Source organism: Actinomadura roseirufa (genome assembly GCF_900659635.1).
Classification (GTDB): Bacteria; Actinomycetota; Actinomycetes; order Streptosporangiales; family Streptosporangiaceae; genus Spirillospora; species Spirillospora roseirufa.
In genome coordinates, this window is sequence record NZ_CAACVB010000001.1 from 74,747 (window position 1) to 93,287 (window position 18,541).

19 protein-coding genes are annotated in these 18,541 nt (G+C 72.3%); 12 read left to right on the forward strand and 7 right to left on the reverse strand.

The annotated features are described in order from the left end of the window. Nucleotides 1-148: 148 nt before the first annotated feature. The 7 genes from E1291_RS00240 to E1291_RS00265 are packed head-to-tail and all read right to left on the reverse strand — an operon-like array spanning nucleotide 149 to nucleotide 7,836. Entirely contained in the window at nucleotides 149-988 is an 840-nt protein-coding gene (locus tag E1291_RS00240) for a carbohydrate ABC transporter permease (protein ID WP_131735448.1), read from the reverse strand. Continuing rightward, entirely contained in the window at nucleotides 985-1,845 is an 861-nt protein-coding gene (locus E1291_RS00245) for a carbohydrate ABC transporter permease (RefSeq protein ID WP_131735449.1), read from the reverse strand. Before E1291_RS00245 ends, E1291_RS00240 begins: the two co-directional genes overlap by 4 nt. An 8-nt stretch (nucleotides 1,846-1,853) precedes the next feature. Next, a complete protein-coding gene (locus E1291_RS00250; protein ID WP_131735450.1) occupies nucleotides 1,854-3,104 on the reverse strand; it encodes an ABC transporter substrate-binding protein in 1,251 nt (416 codons plus the stop codon). 33 nt (nucleotides 3,105-3,137) lie between these two features. Beyond that, a complete protein-coding gene (locus E1291_RS00255) occupies nucleotides 3,138-6,026 on the reverse strand; it encodes an alpha-L-rhamnosidase (protein WP_131735451.1) in 2,889 nt (962 codons plus the stop codon). Nucleotides 6,027-6,066: 40 nt separating this feature from the next. Continuing rightward, nucleotides 6,067-6,198, reverse strand: a complete 132-nt coding sequence (locus E1291_RS44460; protein ID WP_278045216.1) for a hypothetical protein — start codon at nucleotides 6,196-6,198, stop codon at nucleotides 6,067-6,069. Beyond that, entirely contained in the window at nucleotides 6,195-7,169 is a 975-nt protein-coding gene (locus tag E1291_RS00260) for a C-terminal binding protein (protein ID WP_131735452.1), read from the reverse strand. Before E1291_RS00260 ends, E1291_RS44460 begins: the two co-directional genes overlap by 4 nt. Continuing rightward, a complete protein-coding gene (locus tag E1291_RS00265; RefSeq protein WP_131735453.1) occupies nucleotides 7,162-7,836 on the reverse strand; it encodes a GntR family transcriptional regulator in 675 nt (224 codons plus the stop codon). The genes E1291_RS00260 and E1291_RS00265 overlap by 8 nt, the downstream gene beginning before the upstream one ends. Nucleotides 7,837-7,919: 83 nt before the next feature. Here E1291_RS00265 and E1291_RS00270 point away from each other — a divergent pair, with 83 nt between their 5' ends. The 12 genes from E1291_RS00270 (at nucleotide 7,920) to E1291_RS00320 (ending at nucleotide 18,444) form a co-directional block, all read left to right on the forward strand. Beyond that, on the forward strand, nucleotides 7,920-8,711 hold the full coding sequence (locus tag E1291_RS00270) for an SDR family NAD(P)-dependent oxidoreductase (protein ID WP_131735454.1): 792 nt from the start codon (nucleotides 7,920-7,922) through the stop codon (nucleotides 8,709-8,711). Continuing rightward, on the forward strand, nucleotides 8,711-9,595 hold the full coding sequence (locus tag E1291_RS00275) for an amidohydrolase family protein (protein WP_131735455.1): 885 nt from the start codon (nucleotides 8,711-8,713) through the stop codon (nucleotides 9,593-9,595). The genes E1291_RS00270 and E1291_RS00275 overlap by 1 nt, the downstream gene beginning before the upstream one ends. Next, a complete protein-coding gene (locus tag E1291_RS00280) occupies nucleotides 9,592-10,680 on the forward strand; it encodes a Gfo/Idh/MocA family protein (RefSeq protein ID WP_131735456.1) in 1,089 nt (362 codons plus the stop codon). Before E1291_RS00275 ends, E1291_RS00280 begins: the two co-directional genes overlap by 4 nt. A gap of 11 nt (nucleotides 10,681-10,691) precedes the next feature. Continuing rightward, complete coding sequence (locus tag E1291_RS00285; RefSeq protein ID WP_131735457.1) at nucleotides 10,692-11,135, forward strand: VOC family protein; 444 nt, start codon at nucleotides 10,692-10,694, stop codon at nucleotides 11,133-11,135. A gap of 607 nt (nucleotides 11,136-11,742) precedes the next feature. After that, nucleotides 11,743-12,015, forward strand: a complete 273-nt coding sequence (locus E1291_RS00290) for a hypothetical protein (protein ID WP_131735458.1) — start codon at nucleotides 11,743-11,745, stop codon at nucleotides 12,013-12,015. After that, nucleotides 12,008-12,820, forward strand: a complete 813-nt coding sequence (locus E1291_RS00295) for an IclR family transcriptional regulator (RefSeq protein ID WP_131735459.1) — start codon at nucleotides 12,008-12,010, stop codon at nucleotides 12,818-12,820. The genes E1291_RS00290 and E1291_RS00295 overlap by 8 nt, the downstream gene beginning before the upstream one ends. A gap of 68 nt (nucleotides 12,821-12,888) precedes the next feature. Then, complete coding sequence (locus E1291_RS41670) at nucleotides 12,889-13,050, forward strand: hypothetical protein (RefSeq protein ID WP_165494879.1); 162 nt, start codon at nucleotides 12,889-12,891, stop codon at nucleotides 13,048-13,050. 31 nt (nucleotides 13,051-13,081) lie between these two features. After that, nucleotides 13,082-14,602: a sugar ABC transporter ATP-binding protein gene (locus tag E1291_RS00300; protein WP_165494880.1), complete on the forward strand. Its 1,521-nt coding sequence runs from the start codon at nucleotides 13,082-13,084 to the stop codon at nucleotides 14,600-14,602. Beyond that, entirely contained in the window at nucleotides 14,599-15,675 is a 1,077-nt protein-coding gene (locus tag E1291_RS00305; RefSeq protein WP_131735461.1) for an ABC transporter permease, read from the forward strand. The genes E1291_RS00300 and E1291_RS00305 overlap by 4 nt, the downstream gene beginning before the upstream one ends. Nucleotides 15,676-15,677: 2 nt before the next feature. Next, complete coding sequence (locus E1291_RS00310) at nucleotides 15,678-16,802, forward strand: sugar ABC transporter substrate-binding protein (RefSeq protein WP_165494881.1); 1,125 nt, start codon at nucleotides 15,678-15,680, stop codon at nucleotides 16,800-16,802. Between the two features lie 2 nt (nucleotides 16,803-16,804). Beyond that, nucleotides 16,805-17,530 (forward strand): alpha/beta fold hydrolase, encoded by a 726-nt coding sequence (locus E1291_RS00315; RefSeq protein ID WP_165494882.1) that lies wholly within the window; start codon nucleotides 16,805-16,807, stop codon nucleotides 17,528-17,530. Beyond that, on the forward strand, nucleotides 17,527-18,444 hold the full coding sequence (locus E1291_RS00320) for a zinc-binding dehydrogenase (protein WP_131735464.1): 918 nt from the start codon (nucleotides 17,527-17,529) through the stop codon (nucleotides 18,442-18,444). Before E1291_RS00315 ends, E1291_RS00320 begins: the two co-directional genes overlap by 4 nt. Nucleotides 18,445-18,541: the final 97 nt, after the last annotated feature.

Genomic DNA, 18,541 nt, shown 5'->3' on the forward strand with positions numbered 1-18,541 from the left:
ACGGGCGGTACACGCCGACGGAAACGGAGCACGACGTCGTTCTGGGCGTGTGCTCCGCGGTGGACGACCACCACGGTCCACCCGATCGTCTGCGGGAGGCGTTGACCACATGGTCGAGTTCGATGGACGTCATGGCGTCCTCCTCCTTTCACCCGTGCAGGGTGCTCGAGAAGCCCTTCATGACCGACCGCTGGGCGAACGCGAACAGCGCCAGCACCGGGGCCGCCGCGAGCAGCGCGGCGGCGAAGATCAGCGGCCATTCGGCCGTGAAGCGGCCGACGAACGAGTAGACGGCCACCGGAAGCGTGGCCTTGTCGGTGTCACCGGTGAACACGAGGGCGACGAAGAAGTCGTTCCACACGAACAGCCCGGTCAGCGTGGCGACGACCCCCGTGGCGGGTCGCATCAGCGGGAACACGATCTGGACGAAGACGCGGAGCGGCCGAGCGCCGTCCACCCGCGCGGCCTCCTCGTACGCCGTCGGCATGCCGCGGAAGTATCCGGTGTACAGGAAGACCGCCAACGGCATCTCCAGACCCAGGTAGACGAGGATCAGCCCGACGCGCGTGCCGGTGAGGCCCGCCTCCACCATGACGGCGTAGAGCGGGATCATCCCGATCTGGATCGGCATGATCAGCGCCAGCGTGAACAGCCCGAACACCACGGCGGACAGCCGCGACCCGCGCCGGGCCAGGACGTACCCGGCCGGCGCCGCGAGCACGACGAGCAGGAGCACGACGGCGCAGGTCGTCAGCACGCTGTTGAACAGGGCCTGCGAGAACGACTCGGTGCCGCCGCCCGCCTCGGTCCAGGCCCGCCGCATGTTGGAGAGCGTCGGCGCGGCCGGCGGCGCCAGCGTCGACCCCCCGGTCTCCGAGCGGTCCCGGAACGCCGTGGTGAGCACGAGATAGACGGGGGCGAGCATCGGCAGCGCGCCGATCCAGAGCCCGACCTCACGGAACGCCGTCCAGCGGCCGTACCCGTTCATGCGCGCCTCCCGCGCGGACCGCGGACCTGGACGAGCGCCGCCAGGCACACGCCGCCGACGAGCAGCAGCGCGACCGCCGCGCCGTAGCCGTACCGGCCGTTGACGAACGCCTGCTTGTACACGTAGGTGCCGAGGGTGTCCGTGCCTCCGGCCGGGCCGCCGCCGGTGAGGGCCATGACCTGGTCGAAGAGCATGAACGCCGAGATGGTGGACAGGGCGGTGCCGATGGCCAGGGCGGGCCGCAGGAGGGGCAGGGTGATGTCGCGGAACCGGCGCCACGCGCCCGCGCCGTCCACCTGCGCCGCCTCCAGCAGTTCGTCTTGGACGCTCTGCACTCCGGCGAGATAGATGAGCATGTGATAGCCGGAGAACTGCCAGATCATCACCATGACGATGGCCGTCAGCGCGGTGCCGCGCTGCCCCAGCCACGGCCGGACGAGCGAGTCGAGCCCGGCGTTCCCCAGGACCTCGTTCAGGGGGCCGTCGACGTCGAGGATGAACTTCCAGATGTAGGCGACCACCAGCGGGCTCACCATCGCCGGGACGAGGAACAGGGCGCGGAGGACATGCCGGGTGCGCAGGGTGTTCGCCAGGCCCAGGGCGAGCCCGAGCCCGACGGCATTGACGCCGATCACGTACAGCGCGGCCAGGATGAGGGTCTGGACCACGACGCCCGATCCCTCGCCGAAGAACTCGCCGAAGTTGGCGAGCCCCACCCAGCGGGGGGTCGTCAGCCCGTCCCAGTCGGTGAAGGCGGAGAGCGCCCCGAACAGGGACGGCCCGAGGACGCACAGCAGGGTCAGCGCGCCGGCCGGCACGACGAACGCCCACGGTGCCGATTGAGGATTCTTCGCCATGCCGGCTCCTAGGGGGCCTTGCTCGACCAGGCCGAGTCCAGGGACCTCAGGACGTCGGCCGGAGCCGACCCGCCATTGAGGATCCTGACCATGCCGTTGTCGAACAGGGTGATCAGTTCGGGGTTCGGCCACTGCTGGTCCACGAGCGGGCTGGACTTGCCGGCGCTCAGGTACGGCTGCAGCGCCGCGGCGTAGCCGGGCACCCGTCGGGCGTCCGCGCCGTCCGGGATGGCGGGGACGGCGCCGTCGAGCGCGGCGTAACGGACGCGGTTGGCCGCGTAGTGGGCGATGAACCGCTGGGCGAGTGCGGGGGCGCCGGCCTTCGCCGGAACGACGAGGCCGCTGCTCGGACCGGCCGGGACGCGCACTCGCGCGGGATCGTCGTCACCGGGGAAGGCGAACATCGTCAGGTTCGCCTTGGGGGCGGCGGCCTGCCAGAGCGGCATGGTCACCGAGGGCGCGACGACCATCTCGGCCTTGCCCTCGGCGAGCGCACGCGCGGCCGCCTCCCGCGTCGTCCCGGCCGCTCCCGGGGAGAAGCAACGGGCGTTCTTCATCTGGACGAACCTCCGCACGGCCTCCCTCCAGCCGTTGGATCCGGCGAAGTCGACCTGGTCCCGCAGCCGTTTCTCGCCGTAGTCGGGATCATCGGCGTAGACGGTGGACGCGGCGAGCGCGAACCCGAGGAGGTGCGGCATCTTCGAGTCCTCGTGCCCGGCCATCGCGAACGCGACCTTCCCGTTCGCCGCGGCGGCGCGGCACCGCGCGAGGACGTCGGAGAACGTCTTCGGCGCGGCCGTGCCCTCCTTCGCGACGACGCCGATCACCGTCGAGTCGAGCGGGAGGCCGTAGACCTTCGTGCCGTTCCCGACGACGGTGCGGTACTCCTTCGGGACGCCCGCGCTCCAGGACTCGCCGGTCAGGTCCCTGAGCAGGCCCTTGTCCTGCAGCGCGCGGGACGTGCCGGCCTCGCCGTAGCCGACGACCGTCATCGCGACGTCGGGGGCCCGGCCGGAGCCGAGCCGACGCCGAAGCGCCTGCAGATACTGGTCGAAGGGGGTCTTGCGCACCGTGACCGTGATTCCTGGGTTCGCCTTCCGGAACTCCCGGGCCGCGACGTCGATGGAACCGTCCCTGCGCCCGTCGTCCCAGGATGCGATGACGAGCCGGTCGCCGTGCCCGGATCCTCCGCCGCATCCGGTCGCCAGAAGGGGGGACAGTAATACGGCGCAGGCGAGAACCCCGCCTCGGTCATTCATGAGAACCTTCTTCCTGGTCCGCCGGGGCCGGGCCTAGTCACGGCCCGTCACCAGGGCGAACCGATGGGTGCCGCCGTCCACCGCGACGACGAGCCACTCTCCGTCGCGGCTGATCCCCCGAACGTCGAGCCCGGGCGGGCCCGGAACGCCGGGGGCGTCCCCGGAGCGCCAGAGGGGCCGGCCGTCCTTGGTCAGTTCCACCGCGTCCTCGGCCGGGAGCCAGATCTCCGCCTCGCTGGTGGAGGGCACCCGCACGACCAGACGCAGGTCGTCCTCACCGGTGCGCCAGTCGACGGCCGCCTCGCCGCGCGGCGTGCGCAGGGCGGCCCCGGCGTGCGTCAGCCGGTGCGTGAGCGAAGGCCGCACCCGGATGCGCCGCCATCCCGGGTCCGCCGGCGCGAGCCCGGCCACGTCGTTGAACAGGAACTTCTCGATCATGGCCATGAGCTTCATGTTCCGGCTGAAGGTCGGGTCGCCTCCCCAGGTCTCCCAGATCGTCGTCGCGCCCAGCTCGACCTGCTCGCCCCAGCTCGGATAGGTGGTCTTCGTCGCGATGCCGTACATGACGTCGGCCGCGCCGATGCCGGCCAGGACGTTCTGGAGCGCCGCCGTGCCCATCGTCCCGGTGCTCAGGTGGCCGCCGTCCGCCTCGATCCGCTCGATGAGCGCCCGCCCGACCCGGTCGCGGTGCTCACCGGGGACAAGGCCGAACCAGAGCGGCAGTGCCTGCGCGGTCTGCGAGCCGGTGGCGTAGCGGCCGGTCGCGGTGTCCAGGAACCGGTCGTTGAAGACGGCGCGGATCTCCTCCGCCAGCTCGCCGTAGTACCGGGCGTCGTCGTCCTCGCCGACGGCACCGGCGGCTCGGGCGACCATCGTGGTGACCGCGTGGAACCACGCCGTCGAGGTCAGCTCGATGGGCGTCCGCTTCGGGGTGACCGAGGACGTGCCGTCCGGCTGGGGCTCCATGTGGTCGCCGAGGCCTCCCGTGATCACGAGGTCCTTGGCGCGGGTTCGCAGAAATTCGAGACCTCGCCGCATTCCGGGGTAGTGCCGGCGCAGGATCGAGCGGTCGCCATAGAACTGGTAGAGGTTCCAGGCGATGCTCGGGTATGACGTCATGGCGAAGTCGGGAAGCGGCGCATACGGCCAGTAGATGACCGATGACCAGTCGTCGGGCAGTTCCTCGCGTGCCTTCTCCGCGTCCTCGAAGTCCGCTTCGTCGAGCGTCGCCCGCATGTCGACCCGGCCGCGCCACTGGAGCGGGCAGACGGTCGGGAAACGCCCGTCGGCGAGCTGGGTGTCGGCGAGGTCGTCCAGCCATTTGAGCCAGAAGGCGCGCGCCTCGAAGGTGTAGAGGTAGTCCTCGACCGACCAGCCGGGGTCGCCGACCCAGCCGACCCGCTCGGCGCGGTCGGCGGCGTCCTGAGGAAAGCCCTGGAAGCTGGCCCGGAACGTCCACAGCACGTTGCGGTGGATGCGGTTCAGCAGGTCGTCGGAGCAGCTGAACTGCCCCGCGGGCGCGAGGTCCGAGTGGACGACGCGGGCCCGCACCTCGCGGACCTCGACCTCAGGACTGGAGGACGCGACCTCGACGTACCGGAAGCCGTGCAGGGTGAAAGAGGGTTCCCAGTCCTCCTCGCCGCCGCCGCGCAGCGTATAGACGTCGGTCTGCCGGGCGGCGAGCCACGAATGCATGGTGGCGCGGTCGTCCAGCCTCCCGTCCGCGTCGACCTCGCCCGCATGCCGCAACCGGACCTGCGCGCCCGCCGGCCCGGCGACGCGGATCGCCGTCCAGCCGGACACGTGTTGACCGAAGTCCACGATCAGGCCGCCCTCGGCGGCCGTGGCGGTGGCCGTGGTCGTAGACGTGGCCGTGGACGTGATCGTGGTCGTGGCCACCGGCCGCAGCGTCTCGATCACCCGGGCGGGTTCGAGCAGCCCCGTCCGGACCCGCCCCGCGGGAGGATCGACCACGGCCACCGGGCGCCACTCCCCCGCCGCGTGTCCGGCACGGTCCCAGCCGGGGATCTCGCGGCGTGCGTCGTACCTCTCACCGTGGACGTAGTCGTTGTAGGTGATGGGCCCGGCCGCGGCGCGCCATGCGCCGTCGCTGACGATCGTGACCGGCCGGCCGGAGTCGGTCTCGATCTCGATGCGCAGCAGGGCGGCGGGACGGTCGCCCCACGGCGTGCGCGGGAACGGGCCGGACACGACGTCGGGCTCCGCGCTGTACCAGCCGTGGCCGAGGATCAGGCCGGCGGCGTTGTCCCCCGCCGTCACCAGGTCCGTCACGTCGTAGGTGGTGGACAGCACGCGCGGGTTCGGGATCCGCGCGGGCTCGCCCTCGCCGTCGCGCAGGTCGGGATCGTGGTCGTAGGTGCTGGTGGCGGGGTCGAGCACGCGGTCACCGACACGTTCGCCGTTGAGCCGCAGTTCGTAGTAGCCCAGCGCGGAGACGTGGGCGCGGGCTCGCGTGACCCGACCGGGCACGTGGAAGGCGGTGCGCAGCAGCGGTGACGATACGCCCGCGTCTCCGGCGATCCAGGCGGCCGTGCCCCAGTCGGCGATCTCCATCAGCCCCATCTCGAAGGTCGCCGGCGGAGTGAGGGGGCCCGGACGGCCGGCGCGGTCCCAGAGCCGGACGGTCCACCAGCAGCGTTCGCGGGAACGCAGCGGCCGGCCCGCGTAGGCGATGCCGTTCACCTCGTCCCCCTCGCCCCGGCCGGAGTCCCACCGGTCCGCCGCCTCCGGCGTGAGGAGTTCGGGTGCGCTCGCGACCAGCACCTGGTAAGCGGTCTGCCGCTGCCCGCCCGGCCCGTCGGGCTCCCAGCCGAACACCGGCGCGGGCACGTCCAGCCCGAGCGGGTCGTCCAGGTGCTGACAGCGCAGCCGTGCGGCGAGGAGTTCTCCGGTATCGGTCATGTCTCTCCCAGATCGCGGACGGATTCGGACGGGCGTGCGCTCAGTCCATGCGCGGGCGGCCGTTGACGTCGTCGGTGGCGCCCATCGTGAAAGCGGTCTCGGCCGAGGCGAGGGGCGCGGTCACGTGCGCGGCGCCCTCGCCCCCGGTGACCGCGGCGGTCCGGTTCGTCATGCGTACTCCGGATTGACGATCGACCGGACGGGCCGCCTGTTCAGGAAGTCCACGACCTGACGGGCCGTCGTCTCGCCGAGCTCGGTTCGGGCCTGTGGCGAGTACCAGGCGGCGTGGGGGGTGAGGATGACGCCGGGCAGGTCGCGCAGCGGGCTGTCGGCGGGCAGCGGCTCGGTCTCGAAGACGTCCAGCGCCGCTCCCGACAGACGCCCTTCGCCGAGCGCGGCGGCGAGCGCGGTCTCGTCGACGAGACCGCCTCGGCAGGTGTTCACGACCAGCGCGCCGCGCGGCAGCCGGGCGATCGCGGACGCGTCCAGCAGGTGGCGGGTCCCCGCGGTCAGCGGGGCGTGCAGGCTCAGCACGTCGGCCGCGGCGAGGGTCCCGGCCAGCTCCGCGGGCCGGTGTCCGGCCGCCTCGATGTCGTGATCGGGCACGTTCGGGTCATGGACGACCACGCGGAAGCCCAGCGCGGCCGCGTGCGCGGCGATGCGCGAGCCGATCCGGCCGAACCCGATGACGCCCACCGTGGTCCGGGACGGGCGGAACGCGGCGGGCGCGTCCTCGGTCACCGACCAGCGGTGCCGCCGCACGGCGTCGTCCAGCGGCAGCAGCCGCCGCCCGGCCGCCATGACGAGCGCCATCGTGTGGGCCGCGACCTCCTCGACGCAGTAGTCGGGAGTGTTGGCGACCGCGACGCCGCGCGCGGTGGCGGCCGCGACGTCGATCATGTCGTAGCCGATTCCGAGTCGTCCGATGAACCGGCACCGGGGCAGCCCGTCGAGGACGGCGGCGGTGACGGGCGCCCACTGCACGACCAGCGCGGCGGCCTCCGCGGCCGCCTCGACGACGTCGCCCTCGGTGCGGCAGCGGGCCACTCTCGCCCGTAACCCGGCGGCGCGCAGGATCCCCAGGACGCCGTCGGCGCCGGGCAGGTCGATGTCGGTGATCACGACGAGGTCCCGGTCACTCATCGGCGGCCTCCGGCAGCGACGCGCGGATGCGTCCGGCGGCGACCTCGATGTGGCGTGCCATCTCCGCCTGCGCGACCGCGGGGTCGGTGGCGAGGATCGCATCGAGCAGTACGTCGTGCGTGGCGGCGTGCCGTTCGAGCTCCTCCGGTCGCAACGCGGCGGTGGCGGCGCGCAGGAAGGCGCCGATCCGGCTGCGCAACTGGGTGACCAGTTCGCCGACCAGGTCGTGGTCGGCCATCTCCCAGAGCCGTTCGTGGAAGCGCTGGTCGATGCGCAGCACCTGCTGGAAGTCGCCGGCGGCCGCCTCGGCGCGCATCGCCGCGACCATCGCGCGCAGTTCCCGCTCGCCGTCGGGCGTCAGCCGTTCCCGGACGCGCCCGACCACGAACTGCTCCAGCACGACGCGCAGCGTGCACAGCTCGTCCAGTTCCCTGTGGGTGAGCGTGGCGACACGCGATCCACGGCGCGGCTCCCGTTCCACCAGTCCCTCCTCGGCGAGCTTCGACAACGCCTCGCGGATGGGAATGTGGCTGACGCCGAGCTCGGCGGCCAGGCCGCGCTCGACCAGGCGCTTGCCGGGCGGGTAGCGGCCTTCGTGGATCGCCTCGCGGATGCTGCTCGCGACCCGGTCGGCGAGGTTCTCGGCAGGGAGTGGATCGAGTGTCATGGCTCTGCTTCCATGTTGCTATAGCATATAGCAACACCTTAGCCGAGTGCTATAGCATCCGGCAACACCGCGAAGGAGGCAGGGTGCGGATCGCGAAGGATCGCAAGGCGTTCATCACCGGTGGCGGCTCCGGCTTCGGGCGGCACATCGCCCGCCGGTTGCACGCCGCCGGTGCCTGCGTGACGGTCGTGGACCTCGACGCCGACGGTGCCGTGGCCGTCGCGGACGAGCTGGGCCATCGGGCGCTGGCGGTGACCGCCGACGTCCGATCGACCGCGGACATGGTCCACGCGGTCGGGATGGCCGAGAACACCTTCGGCGGCCTCGACACCCTCGTCGTCTCGGCCGGCGTCTTCCACATCGGAGCCCTGGAGACCGTCACCGAGCGGGAATGGGACCGGACGCTCGACGTGAGCCTGAAGGGAGCGTTCATCACCGTCCAGGCCGCCGCCGCGGCACTGCGGGCCAGCGGCCGGGGCCGGATCGTGACCATGGGCTCGGACTGCGGCCGGCGCGGCTTCCCCCAGCAGGCGCCTTACACGGCCGCGAAGTTCGGCCTGATCGGCCTGACCGAGTCGGTCGCGGCCGAACTGGCCCCGGATCAGGTCACGGCCAACTGCGTCTGCCCGGTCGGCGTCCCCACGACCGGGATGGGGCAGGAGGTACTGAACTGGAAGGTCCAGCGGACGGGGAGGTCACCCGAGGAGGTCATGTCGGCGACCGCGCGGACCAACCCGCTCGGGCGCAACGCCGACGAGGACGACGTCGCCGACGCCGTGCTCTTCTTCCTGTCGGACCATGCCGGTTTCCTGACCGGCGTGACCTTGGACGTGGACGGCGGCGCGCGTCTCGGCACCGTGCCGGGAGTACGCTGATGGCCGCCGTCCCGCTGGTGGACACGCACGTCCACTTCCACGACCTGAGCCATCCGAAGCTGCGTTATGCCTGGCTGGAGCCGGACGCGCCGGTGGACGAGGTCACCGGCCCCGACGCGGCGATCCGCGCTCAGCGCTACTGGGCCGACGACTTCCTCGCCGAGACGCGCTTCCACAACGTCACGAAGGTCGTGCACGTCCAGGCCGCGATCGGAAGCGACGACCCGGTCGAGGAGACGCGATGGCTCCAGGGCTTCGCCGACCGGCTCGGCGCCCCGCACGGCATCGTCGCCTACGCCGACCTCGCCCGCCCGGACGCGGCGGAGACCCTCTCCCGGCACGCGGAGTTCGCGAATCTGCGCGGTATCCGCGACCTGCGTCACGACGGCTACCTGACCGACCCGGACTGGCACCGGGGCTACGCCGCGCTGGCCCGGTACGACCTGGTCTGCTGCGACGATCCCGCCGTCGAGGAGATGGGCGCCGCGCGGCGCCTGGCGGAGCGGCACCCCGAGGTCACCTTGTGCGTGGATCACGCCGGATACCCCCGCCGGCGCGACGTCGCGTACTTCGCGGAGTGGCGTGCCGCCATGCGCGACCTGGCCAAGGCCCCGAACGTCGTCGTCAAGATCTCCGGCCTCGGGCAGGCCGACCACCGATGGACGGTCGGCTCGCTGCGCCCCTGGGTCATCGAATGCGTCGAGGCGTTCGGCGCCGACCGCGCGTTCTTCGGCTCGAACTGGCCCGTCGACCGTCTGTACAGCTCCTACGGCGATGTGGTGAACGCCTACGCCGAGATCATCGCCGATTTCGGCGACGCCGAACGGAACGCGCTGTTCCACGGCAACGCCGAACGCGTCTTCCGTCTCGGGGAGAGGACATGACCTCGCCCTCCGCCCGAGGGGACGGCCGCCCTCCAGCGCGCATCGCGGTGGTGGGCTGCGGGTGGTGGTCCACCTACGCGCACCTGCCCGCGCTCGCGGCACACCCCGACGCGCGGATCGCCGCCCTGGTCGACCCGGATCCGGCGCGGCTCGCTGCGGCGGCCGAGGCGTTCGGCGTTCCGGCGACGTTCGCCGATACGGCCGATCTCCTCGACGAGGTAGCGGTGGACGGCATCGTGATCGCGGTCCCGCACACGGCGCACCACCCCGTGGCGCGGCTGGCCCTGGACCGCGGGGCGCACGTGCTGCTGGAGAAGCCGATGACCATCGAGCCCGCGCACGCCCGCGAGCTGGTCGCGCTCGCCCGCGACCGCGGTGCCGAGCTGCTCATCGACTATCCGTGGCACTACAACGCGCACGTGCTGCGGCTGCGCGACATGATCGCCGATGGGGCGGTCGGCCCGGTCGAACACGTGTCGGTGCTGTACGCGTCCACGGTCCGCGAGCTCTACCGGGGAGATCCCGAGCAGTACCGGAAGGCGTTCGGCTACACCGTCAACGCGCCCGGCTCGCGCACCTACAGCGACCCCGTCCTCTCCGGCGGCGGGCAGGGGCAGACCCAGGTCACCCATGCGGCGGCGCTGCTGCTGTGGCTGACGGGACTGTGCCCGCGCGGCGTGGCCGCGTTCCGCGCCGACTTCGAGCTGGACGTCGACCTCGCCGACGGCATCGCGATCCGGTTCGACGGCGGCGCGATCGGGACGATGAGCTCCACCGGGTCCGTGCTCCCGGTCCACGAGGAGATCATGCGCGTGGAGATCTTCGGCCGCGAGGGGCACATCATGCTGGACGTCAACCAGGGCACGGCGAGCGTCCATCACGCCGGCGGCCGGACCGAGCTGCCACCGCTGCCGGCGGCCGAACGCAATCCCGAGCACGCGCCGGTCCGCAACCTGGTGGACCTCGCGCTCGGCCGGGGCCGCAACGGCTCCCCCGCCGACATCGGCCTCGGCGCCGTGCGGTTCGTCGCGGCGATGTACCGCTCCGCCCGGGAGAACACGATCATCGACCCGGAACGGCTCTGAGAAGGACGGAAATGCTCACAGGATTCTCGCACGTCGGTTTCACGGTCACCGATGTCTCCGAGGCAGCCGCGTTCTATCAGCGGGTGTTCGAGGCCGAGCCGCTTGTGCGGCGGGTCTATGACGCCCCGTACACCGCGCTTCAGGTGGGTTATCCGGACGCGCGACTGGACATCGCGATTTTTCGGATTCCCGGTTCGGACGGGTTGCTCGAACTCATCCAGTATCTGAGCCCCACCGGAGTCCCGGTGGATGTCGAGACCAAGAATCCGGGCACCGCCCACCTGTGCCTCAACACCGACGACCTGGACGCCGAATACACCCGGTTGAGCCGGCTCGGAGCGGTCCCCCGCAGTGCCGCCCCGGTGGAGATCACCTCCGGCCCCAACGCGGGGCGCCGCGTGGCCTACTTCCGCGACCCGCAGGGGCTGACCCTCGAACTGATGGAGATCCGCTGACGCGAACCTCGGCGACCGGCTCGCCTGCCGCCCCGCGGCGGAAAGGTCCGCCGGATGAATCCGGCGAGCGCTTCGTTACCTTTTCCCGATCCGTGTGCGAAGCGCGTCCATGATCACGATGTCCCTCATCGATCCACCTCTGCATCGCCCCGGTCAATGGGGCGCCCAGCACAGGACCAAAGCCCTTCCGTGACCGCCCGGAGGGGTTCTGCGGAAGGCGCCGCCGTCCTCACCCGGGCGCGCGGCGCCTTCACGATGGCCCTCGGCAACCGCGAGGTCCCTCTGATCGCGGCGTGCTTGGTCACGCTCGCTCTCACCCCCCGGGGACGGCGCCGCGTGGCTGCCGCCCCGGGCCGTCCACAGGCCCCCGTCACCGGTCGAGGTTCTCGTCCCGTTGTCGACGCCATCGCGGCGAAGCGGTGGCCGGCAGGCCACCGGCGGTTGAAGCGGTCGTTCAGGCCGCCGCCCGGATACGCCGCGCTGAGGAAGGTCTGACCAGGTCACGGCCCTGGGAGAGAGAAATTCAGATAGTCGAAATCTGAGTTCTGGCCGATACCCGCGGACCGGGGACATGCCCCACAGTGTGCCGACCGGGAGGTGACGCCCCATGAAGGAGCGCTGGATCGACGAGCGGGTGCCCGCACATGCCGAGGCCACGGCCGAGGGTGCGATCGACCTCCCGTCCGCCACCGTACGGAGTGCCGCCGCCCGGGAACACCTGGCCGCGCGGCATTCCGGACGGGAGCAAAGCCCGGTCGTGGTGCTCAACGGACATGGGGACGTCCCGCCCGGTGAGGACATCGCCGATCGCGACGCCGTCAAGGCCGTGCGGGTGCTCGTACTGCCGCTGTGCCGTCTGGAGGTGACCCACCGTGACTGAGACCGAGAAGGACGCCCCGACCGTCCTGCACACGCTCGACCGCGGCCTGCAGGTGCTGGAGGCGGTCGCCGCGGTCGACGGCACCGCCACCGCGAAGGTGCTGAGCAGGCAGCTCGGCATCAAGATCGGGACCTGCTACCACCTGCTGCGGACCCTGGTGGCGACGGGCTACCTCGTACGGCTCGCCGGCGGCGGCTACGACGTCGGTCCCCGGGCCGCGTCGCTGAGCCGGCACCTCCAGCGCCGCGCCGGGCCGCTGCCGGGACTGTCGGTGATCCTCACCCGGCTGCACAACAAGACCAAGGAAACGTCCTACATCTCCGGCTGGTATCACGGCACCCCCGTTCTCCAGCACTACCTCACCGGCGCGCAGGCGCTCCGGGTCGGCACCCTCGACGTCGGATACAGCGGGAACATGCACGCCCGCGCGTCCTGCAAGGCCATCCTCGCCTTCCTGCCCACCGAACAGGTCGCCACCATGTTCGAGGGCGTGCCACTGGACGCGCTGACGCCGCGGACCATCACCGACTTCGACTCGCTGACCGTGGAACTGGCCCGCGTGCGCCACCGCGGATACGCCCTGGACCTGGAGGAGTACGCCTCCGGCGTGTCCTGCGTGGCCGCCCCGTTCTTCAACGGCGCCGGCACCCCGGCCGGCACCTTCACCGTGTCAGTGCCCGTGTCGCGGTTCACCGAGCGGCAGGCGCTGCTGACCCGCGAGGTGCGCGAGGCGGCGTCCATGGCCACGACGCTGCTCCGCACCGGCCGCCTGGTCGTACCGCCGGCGACCCAACGGGCGCTCTGAAGACCCCGGCCCACCAAGCCCTGCCCGGAACCACCCACAACACAGATGTAAGGAGCGTGGGTCCAGCCATGCCGAAAACCGCCGAACCGCTCGGCCTCCTGGAGCCGGTGCCGCGCAGCGGCCACGAGGCCGTCCACACCGATGCGTACACGGCCCCTGGCCTACGCCGGGACGACGTCCCCACCGTCGGCGACGTCGCCGACGCGACCGTCACGTCGGTCACGGCATGAGCCGGGCCGGTTCCACGAGGAGGTACGACCAATGCCGCCACCGGTGATGAGCCTTCGCTCCGTCCACAAACGGTTCGGCGCGAACGAGATCCTGCACGGGATCGACCTCGACCTGGAGACCGGCGGCTGCGTCGCGCTGGCGGGTGAGAACGGCTCCGGGAAGTCCACGCTCGCCAAGATCATGAGCGGCGTCGAGCAGCCCACCCGCGGGCGGATCAGCTGGGACGGCCGCGAGGTGCGGCTGCCGACCCCGCGGGCGGCGCGCGACCTGGGCGTCGCGGTCATCCCGCAGGAGCTCGCGTACGTCGGCGGGCTCAGCGCGCTGGAGAACATCGCGCTGGCGAACTGGCCGAAGCGCCACCTGATCGCCTCCCGCCGCCGCTACCGGGCGTGGATCGGCGAGCGGTTCGCCGAGCTCGGCCTCGACCTGGACCTGCACTCCCCGATGGACGCGCTCGGCCTGGCCGAGCGGCAGCTCGTCGAGATCGCCAAGGCGCTCCTGCGGGACGCGCGGCTCATCATCCTGGACGAGCCGACCGCCTCGCTGCACCGCCCCGAGGCCCGCAGGCTGCTGACGCTGCTCGCCGACTGCAAGGCCAGGGGCGTGGCCCTGGTCTACATCAGCCACCACCTGGAGGAGTGCACCGAGATCGCCGACCAGATCACGGTGCTGCGCCACGGCCGGGTCGCCGCCGACCTGCCGGCCGCCTCGGCGACACCGGAGGAGATCGTCGGCCACCTGCTCGGCCCGGACCACTCCGCCGCCCCCGTCCCGGCCCAGGCCCGCCCGCCGGCGGCGGAGGAGGCGGACGGACCCGCGCTGCGCCTGACCGGCTGGCGGTCGGGACGGGTGCCCGCGCTGGACGGAGTCGACCTCAGCGTCCGCGCCGGCGAGGTCGTCTCGGTCTTCGGGATCCTCGGCTCGGGCGCGGAGACGCTGGCCCGGTCGCTCGGCGGGCATCAGGCGGGCACGGCCGGCCGCACCGAGGTGTGCGGGCGGGTGCTGCGCAGCGCCCCCCGGAGCCCGGCCGCGGCCCGCCGGCTCGGTATCGGGTACGTGCCCGCCGAACGCAAGACCGACGGGATCGCCACCGTCCGCTCCATCGCCGAGCACCTCACCCTCATGACCTCCGGCCGCGTGTCACGGCTGGGGTTCACCACCCGGCGCAAAGAGGAGGAGATCGCGGCCGGCCTGGCGAAGGAGTACGGGGTCCGCTGCACCTCCCCGCGCCAGCGGATCGGCGAGCTCAGCGGCGGGAACCAGCAGAAGGTCCTGCTGGCCAGCCGGATCGCCGCGGCCCCCGCCGTCCTCGTCCTGCACGAACCCACACGCGGAGTGGACATCGCCGCCCGCGCCCAGATCCACCGCCTGATCGTCGCGGCGGCCCGTGCCGGAGCCGCCGTCGTGGTCGTCACCTGCGACGCCACCGAGGCGGTGGCGGTGGGCGACCGGGTGGTCGTCATCCGGGACGGCCGCGTCCGCCGGGACCTCGGCGGCGCCGACAAGAACGAGAACGCGGTCATCACCGCGGCCACGGGAGGCACCCAGTGATCGAGAAGGTCAGAACGTTCCGGCCGGCGGGCACCGCCACGGCGGCCGGCGGGCCCGGCAAGGACGACGGCGGGCGCGCCGGCGAGGCCCGGTTCCGGCCCCGGGCGATCCCGGGCGGCTCGGCGGTCGTGGTGTTCTTCGTCCTCGTGGTGGCGGCCTTCACCGTGTCCGTGGACGGCTTCGCCACCTACAGCAACGTCACCGTCATCGCCTCGAGCTCCATGGTCATCATGGTCGCCTCGCTGGGCCAGCTGCTCGCCGTGATCTCGGGCGGGTTCGACCTGTCCATCGGCGGCGTGCTGCCGCTCGCGGCGGTCACCTTCGCGGTGCTGACCCACGACGGGACGGGCTTCGTACCCGCCGTCCTGCTGGCGATGCTGGTCGGGCTGGCGACCGGGGTGGTCAACGGCGTCGTGATCGGCGTGTTCAGGATCAACGCCCTGATCGCGACGCTGGCCTCCCTGTCCATCACCGGGGGCATGGCCTACGCGGTCTCGCACGGGCTGACCGTGCAGGTGGCGGCCGAGGCGGGCCGGCTCGGCGATCCGCTCTGGCTGGACCTGCCGGCCTTCGTCTGGCTCGGCCTGGTCCTCATCGTGCTCGCCCACCTGGTGCTGCGGTACACGATCTTCGGCCGCCGCATCTACATGATCGGCGGCAACGGGCAGGCCGCCCTGCTGGCCGGTGTCCGGGTGGGACTGGTGACGGTCGCCGTCTACGGAGTCTCCGGCGTGCTCGCCGCGCTGGCCGGGGTGATGGCCGCCAGCCAGCTCCTGGCCGCCACCGGCGGAATCGGCGCGGACACCACGCTCACCAGCCTGACCGCGGTCGTCCTCGGCGGCGCGGCGCTCACCGGCGGGCGCGGCGGGGTGTTCGGCGCGGTGACGGGCGTCGCGCTGCTCGGCGTGCTCGACAACGCGCTGAACCTGCAGCGGGTGCCGAGCTTCTACCAGCAAATCGTCGTCGGGAGCGTCCTCCTGCTGGCCGTCGGGGCCGGCCGGCTGGGGGACCTCTCACCGACCCGACGCATCCGGTCGGTCACACAACGGGAAACGCCGAGAGAGGCAGAATGATGATGAGAACTCGTACATGGACGACCGCGGCCCTGGCCACCGTGCTGCTGGCACCGGCGGTCGCGGCGTGCGGAAGCGGCGCCGGCGCGAAGGCTCCGGCCAGCCGCGAGCTGAAGCGGGTGACCTTCGCGGCGCCCAACATGACGACGCAGATCTTCGCCGGCCAGGCGCGGAACTTCGCCAAGGCGGGCAAGCAGATCGGCGTGGACGTGCAGGTCTACGACAACTCCGGTGACGCCGCGACGGCCATCACGAACGCCAACCTGATGGTCTCCCGCAAGCCCGACCTGCTCGTCGAGTTCGCGCCGATCGCGGACGCGACCTCGCGGATCTCGGCCATCTTCAAGCGCAGCGGCATCCCCTGTGTGGCGGTCAACGTCCGCATCGACGGCTGTGGCTTCTTCAACTTCGACCAGAAATACCTCGCCGAGGCGCAGGCCCAGGTCATCGCGCAGAAGATGACGGCCAAGGGATGGAACGGAGGCAACACGACCATCCTCCTCGAACAGGCCTCCAAGCTCGGCCCGTCCGTCAACATCGCGGTCACGTGGTTCTACCAGCAGCTCGTGGCGAAGGTCCCCGGCTTCACGAAGGTGCGGTCCGAGGAGATCACCCCGTCCACCACGACGATCGCGGGACGGGAGGGACTCCAGGCCGACGGCGGCGTCGACATCGACCGCGGGTTCACCGCCACGGCGCAGGCGCTCCAGACGATCCCCGCCGACCGCAACGTGGTCGTGTACACCGTCAACGACGACACCGCGATCGGCGCGCTGCGGGCCGTCAAGGCCGCCCGGCGGGAGGGCAAGGCCATGATCGCGGGCTACGGCGCGACCCAGCCCGCCATCGACGCGATGCGGACGCGCGGCCCCTGGGTGTCCAGCGCGAAGGGCTTCTGGGAGGACTGGGGCGAGTTCATCCTCGCGATGGGCACCGCCATCCTCCAGGGGAAGAAGGTGCCGGACCTGACGGCGCCGCCCATGGTGGCGGTCACCCCGGATAACCTGGACAAGGTGTACGCGCCCGGCATGACGAACGTCAAGCGCATGCCGCCCCTCCCGGAGGGGTCGCGCTACCTGCTGGAGACCGGAGTGCTTCAGCGTTTCGGCAACGTCGAGGGCGCGTGACCGTGTCCGAGACCCCTGTGACCGTCGTGCTCGTGCACGGGGCCTGGCACGGCGCATGGTCGTTCGAACGCCTCACCCCGCTGCTGCGGGACGCGGGCGTCCCGTGCGCGGCGGTCGAGCTGCCCTTCACGAGCTACACCGACGATGTCGCGGCCGCCCGGTCCGTCATCGAGTCCGTGCCGGGGCCCGTGCTGCTGGTCGGACACAGCTACGGCGGCTCGGTGATCAGCGCGGCCGGCGACCGGCCCAACGTGCGCGAGCTGATGTTCGTCGCCGGCAAGGTCGCGCCGGCCGGCGGGCCGCAGGACCTGGAGGCGTCCGACCTGCCGCCGGGCCACGCCTCGGTGCTGACCCCGGAGCTGATCGACGCCATCCTCCCGGAGGCGGACGCGACGACCGTCGACCCCGGACGCGCGCACGACCTCTTCTACAACGACTGCCCGCCCGAGGACTCGGCCGCCGCGGTACGGCGGCTCCGGCCGGTGTCGACCCGGTGCGCCGAGGGCGGGCCCGACGTCGCGGCCTGGGAGAAGCTGCCCGCGACCTATGTCGTCTGCGCGCTCGACCGCGCGATCCCGCCCGCCGTGCAGGAGGCCTACGCGGCGCGGCTGGGCGTCACCCCGATGGTCCTGCCGACATCGCATTCGCCCTTCTGGAGCCGGCCCCGGCTCCTCGCCGAGCGGATCGTCCACAGGACCCGATCGAGACAGGAGGTCACGGGACGATGAAGGCCCTGGTACATGACCCCGGCGCCGTCCACGGACTCCGCCTGGGCGAGGCGCCCGACCCCGTGCCCGCCGACGGGCAGGCGCTGGTCGAGGTGGCGGCCATCTCGCTGAACCGGGGCGAGGTGAACGACCTCGCCCAGGTCCCGGCGGGCCATGTCTCCGGCTGGGACGCGGCGGGCACCGTGGTGCGGGCCGCCGCCGACGGATCCGGGCCCCCGGCGGGGACCCGGGTCGCGACCTTCGGCTGGACCGGTGCCTGGGCGGAGCTCCGCGCCGTCGACACCGCGGAGCTGGCGGCGGTGCCCGCCTCCCTCGATCTCGGTGCGGCGAGCGCCCTGCCGGTCGCGGGCGTCAGCGCCCTTCAGGCGGTGCGGGCTCTCGGACCGATCGGCGGGCGCCGCGTCCTGGTCACCGGTGCCTCCGGGGGCGTCGGCCGTTTCGCGGTGCAGCTCGCCGCCCGTGCCGGGGCGCACGTCATCGCGGTCGTCGGCGGTCCCGGGCGCGGCGCCGGCCTGGCCGACCTGGGCGCGGCCGAGGTGATCATGGGCCTGGACGACCGGCCCGCCCCGGTGCACGGGGTGATCGACAATGTCGGCGGGCCCCAGCTCGCCGACATCCTCACCCTGGTGGAGGACGGCGGCGTGGTCCAGTGGATCGGGCAGGCGTCCGGCCTGCCCACCACGCTCGACGCCGCGCAGCGCTCCGGTCACCGGTCCTGGCGGCTGGAGAGCTTCGCCGTCGCCGCGCCCTTCGGCCCCGACCTCGCCCATCTGGTCGGTCTGCTCGCCGCGGGCGAACTCGATCCGCAGATCGGCTGGCGCGGCTCCTGGGACCGCGCCGCCGAAGCCGCGGAGGCCCTCATCTCCCGCAAGGTCCAAGGGAAGGCGGTACTCGAGGTCTCCTCGGCGAGCTGACCGCCATGTGACGTCCTGGGGTTGCGCAATGGGGCGCAACCGTCAGGCCGCACGGACCACCGCGCACCGCCATGGCCCTGGCGGCAGACCACCGACG